Source organism: Desulfocicer vacuolatum DSM 3385 (genome assembly GCF_900176365.1).
Taxonomy (GTDB): Bacteria; Desulfobacterota; Desulfobacteria; order Desulfobacterales; family Desulfobacteraceae; genus Desulfocicer; species Desulfocicer vacuolatum.
The window spans coordinates 1-4,053 of record NZ_FWXY01000059.1 but is presented as its reverse complement, the minus strand read 5'-3'; the positions used below and the strand labels follow the sequence as shown (position 1 = coordinate 4,053).

The following is a 4,053-nucleotide window of genomic DNA, read 5'->3' as shown; positions in this document are numbered from 1 at the left end:
GCATCCAAAAAAGTCCGTCGGAGGTCATGAGAAGGTGTTGCGGTAAGCACGATTTTTTTTATGTTGAGGCGACAACTTGCTTGACATCTACCGTTTTGCTTTACGTTTAAAAAAATATGACAGATTAGATGCCTATTTTACCACAGACATTATGAAGGCAAGATTTTAACTTTTTAAAATGTTTTTTTATTGCTGATTACGTTTTATTAATAAGGCGTTCCCCTCATCTTACTCTTGCGGAAGATAATCAGACAATGCTGAGAAAAAAAACACAAAAGGATGGTATGAGCAAATACAATGAAAATGAATACATTTCATTATCTGCGCTTCAACACATGCTTTTTTGTGAGAGACAATGTGCATTGATCCATATTGAACAGCTATGGGTTGAAAACAAATTCACAGCCGAGGGGCGTGTGATGCATGAAAGGGTGGATAGAGGAGATCATGGCAACAGGGGCAAGACAAGGGTTGAATACAGCTTGCCCCTAAAATCCCGATTGCTTGGCATAACCGGAAAAGCCGATGTGGTGGAATTTAATCTACAGAAAGGTTCAAAAAAACAATGGATTCCTTTTCCGCTGGAATATAAAAGAGGGAAACCTAAACAGAATCCTGCCGATAAGGTGCAGCTTTGTGCTCAAGCCCTGTGCCTTGAGGAAATGCTCAATCTTAGGCTGGAAAAAGGTGCTCTTTTTTACGGAAAAACAAGGAGACGGCAGAGTGTTGTTTTTGATGATAAGTTGCGTCAACTAACCATTGAAACTGCCAAGAAAATTCATGTAATGATTGACTCTGGAATAACACCGGCACCCCATTATGAAAAAAAGTGTGATACCTGTTCTTTTTTGAATTTGTGTTTGCCAAAAGCTATTGAAAAATCAAGAAAGGTATCAGCGTGGTTGGAACGTATCGTCCATAAGGAGTTGAGTTAAATGAAAAAGCATCTGAACACTCTCTTTGTGACCACCCAAGGGGCATATCTATTCAAAGAGGGAGAGACTGTTGCGGTCAGGATTGAGCAAAAGACCCGGTTACAGATTCCCATTCATACACTTCAAGGGATTATATGCTTTGGCGTTGTTACATGCAGCCCTTTTTTGATGGGTTTCTGTGCTGAAAAAGATGTGTCTATAAGTTTTTTAACCAAACATGGTCGATTTCTTGCTATGGTCAAAGGGCCTGTTACAGGGAATGTGTTATTGCGAAGAAAACAATTTCGTATGGCTGATTGCAGACAAACCTCTGCAAAAATAGCTGGCTTTTTTCTTACGGGTAAATTGTTAAATTGCCGGACTGTTCTTGAAAGAGCCCTCAGAGATCACCGGGAAAAAATGGATGAAGATTCCGTTAAAAAAGTATCCAGCAGGCTTCGAGTTTATATTAAAAGAGAATTACAAAATGAAAATCCAGATCACTTGAGGGGTATTGAGGGGGATGCCGCACGTCAATATTTTGGTGTTTTCAACGAATTGATTCTTTCTCAAAAAGACGAGTTTTTCTTTGCAGGAAGAAACAGACGCCCGCCAACAGATAAAATTAATTGTCTTCTTTCTTTTGTCTACACACTTCTTGTCCATGATGTGCGCTCAGCACTTGAAACGGTGGGGCTTGACCCGGCAGTTGGTTTCTTACACCGGGACCGCCCTGGAAGACCGGGGTTGGCCCTGGATATGATGGAAGAGTTCAGGCCATTTTTTGCAGATAGACTGATATTGTCAATGATTAACCGTAATCAGATTTCTGCTGATGGATTTAGTCGTAAAGAGTCTGGAGGCATTTTTATGGATGATACAGTGCGTAGGACTGTTCTTGAAACCTATCAAAAAAGAAAGCAAGAACAATTGATCCATCCCTTTTTGAATGAAAAAATTGAAATTGGGAATTTGTTTTTTGTTCAAGCTTTGCTTTTGGCAAGATTTATCCGGGGGGATATTGATGGATATCCTCCCTTTATTTGGAAATAATTAAGGAGGAGTTTTGCTTGTTCTTGTCAGCTATGATGTTTCCATTGAAAAAAATGGTCAGAAGCGTTTGCGCCGTGTTGCCAAGGCTTGTAAAAATTATGGGCAACGCGTGCAGTATTCTGTTTTTGAATGCATTGTTGACCCTGCTCAATGGACGGTTTTACGCCAGCAATTGATGGAGGAGATAGAACCAGATTTGGATAGCCTGCGATTCTATTTTTTGGGTTCTAACTGGAGACGCAAGGTGGAGCATATTGGTGCAAAAAAGGCTGTAGATCTGGAGGGGCCTTTAATTTTATAGTTTTGTTGCGAAGCATTAGTTGTTTTTTATAAGCATGGCTTTACAGGCTTGATTTGACTTGAGAATGCTTATGTAGCGTTATTATGGGTTCGCGTAAATATAAATTGTTAATTTTTATATGAAATCTTAAAAATTTATTTTTGTTTTTATGAAATGTTTTTTTTGAAGTTGGGTTCGCTTTTTTGTGGTTGTTTTAAGTTGTATTATAGATGGTTATATGTGTAGCGGTCGCTCCCCATGCGGGAGCGTGGATTGAAACCAATTCTTGCCGGATACATTGAAGATTGGCACCGGGTCGCTCCCCATGCGGGAGCGTGGATTGAAACTTCAAGGATGGTAATTTTGCTGGGTATGCAGCGGTCGCTCCCCATGCGGGAGCGTGGATTGAAACTGGGAACCGTCTACGGCGGTGGCGTCCACCTCAAGTCGCTCCCCATGCGGGAGCGTGGATTGAAACTGTCAGAGAGGTATTGCTATTTGTAAATGTGGTTGTCGCTCCCCATGCGGGAGCGTGGATTGAAACAGGAACTGGTGTGATGCCACGCGAAGATGCAATATCGTCGCTCCCCATGCGGGAGCGTGGATTGAAACTCATCGCTGGTGAGATCGGCAAAAATAGCAGCGGGTCGCTCCCCATGCGGGAGCGTGGATTGAAACTTGGTCACAAATAGTTATTCCGAGCACCATATTTGATTATTCATAATGTCCATTCATTTTGAATTGTTTTTGCTAAGTGTGCTAAAATGTATATTTCCTTAATTGATGTCTAAGTGGTGTTTGAAGCACAAAGTCGAATTATCTATAGTTTCTCCGGAATTACAGGAAAAGCCATGTACCCTGAGAGTTATATCAATTGAATAACAGTTGACATTATTATCCATGGCAAATATAGTTTAGACAGTCTGGCGTGAATTCTTGATAGCAAAATAATAATAGCAAGGTGTCATCATGATTGAAAACCATTGGCAACTTCAAGATGCGAAAAATAAATTCAGTAATCTTGTTGAAATCGTCCAGAAAAAAGGTCCTCAAATTGTGACCAAACACGGTAAAGAAGCCGTAGTTGTTATTTCAATTAACGAATACAATCGGCTAATAAAACCCAAGACAACTCTGGTTGAATTTTTTAAAAATTCCCCGCTTGCTAAAGAGGGGGTTGAGTGTTCAAGAAATAAAGAAATGCCAAGGGATATCTCCCTATGAACTACTTACTGGACACATGCGTAATATCTGAGTTAATAAAACAGGAACCAGATCAAAAGGTTGTTCAATGGATATCAAATATAGAAGAGTCAAGTTTATTCATCTGCGTTTTGACAATTGGTGAACTTCATAAAGGAATAGAAAAGCTGCCAAAGAGCAGGAAAAAAAGTACGCTTCATAAATGGGTAAAGCATGATTTAAGAGCACGATTTAAAAATAGAATCATTAATTTTGATATTCAGACAGCAGTAACGTGGGGAAAAATTCAGGCGCAATCTGAACTTTTGGGTAAAACACTACCTGCAATTGATGGGCTTATCGCAGCTACCGGACTTTTCCATGATTTGGTTGTTGTAACAAGAAATATTAAAGATATGAAAGTAAGTGGGGTTGAATTGTTGGACCCATGGATTTAGGCTCAAGATAGCTCTGGGGTCAAGTTCATTTTTATATCTCAACTTTCGGTGTTCGCATTTCGTGGTGGGGTCTCTCTAACCCCCTATATAATGTGGAGACTTTTTGCTCGTAATCGGGTAATAAAAAATGCCTGAAAGGAGCATAAAAATGAGCAGAGAAAAATTG

The 4,053-nt window shown here is 40.0% G+C and carries 5 protein-coding genes and 1 CRISPR repeat array; all 5 genes read left to right on the top strand.

Going from position 1 to position 4,053, the window contains the following annotated elements; all coding sequences use genetic code 11:
• Positions 1–254: 254 nt before the first annotated feature.
• The 5 genes from cas4 (at position 255) to B9A32_RS20750 (ending at position 3,887) form a co-directional block, all read left to right on the top strand.
• Complete coding sequence (gene cas4, locus B9A32_RS20770; protein WP_232367256.1) at positions 255–935, top strand: CRISPR-associated protein Cas4; 681 nt, start codon at positions 255–257, stop codon at positions 933–935.
• Positions 936–1,967 (top strand): type I-C CRISPR-associated endonuclease Cas1c, encoded by a 1,032-nt coding sequence (gene cas1c, locus B9A32_RS20765; protein ID WP_084072084.1) that lies wholly within the window; start codon positions 936–938, stop codon positions 1,965–1,967.
• Between the two features lie 13 nt (positions 1,968–1,980).
• Positions 1,981–2,268: a CRISPR-associated endonuclease Cas2 gene (gene cas2 / locus B9A32_RS20760; protein ID WP_084072082.1), complete on the top strand. Its 288-nt coding sequence runs from the start codon at positions 1,981–1,983 to the stop codon at positions 2,266–2,268.
• A gap of 227 nt (positions 2,269–2,495) precedes the next feature.
• A CRISPR array of direct repeats spans positions 2,496–2,925; the repeat unit is 32 nt; unit sequence GTCGCTCCCCATGCGGGAGCGTGGATTGAAAC.
• A gap of 291 nt (positions 2,926–3,216) precedes the next feature.
• Positions 3,217–3,471 (top strand): type II toxin-antitoxin system Phd/YefM family antitoxin, encoded by a 255-nt coding sequence (locus tag B9A32_RS20755; protein WP_084072080.1) that lies wholly within the window; start codon positions 3,217–3,219, stop codon positions 3,469–3,471.
• A complete protein-coding gene (locus B9A32_RS20750) occupies positions 3,468–3,887 on the top strand; it encodes a type II toxin-antitoxin system VapC family toxin (RefSeq protein ID WP_084072078.1) in 420 nt (139 codons plus the stop codon). Before B9A32_RS20755 ends, B9A32_RS20750 begins: the two co-directional genes overlap by 4 nt.
• The last annotated feature ends 166 nt before the right edge of the window (positions 3,888–4,053 follow it).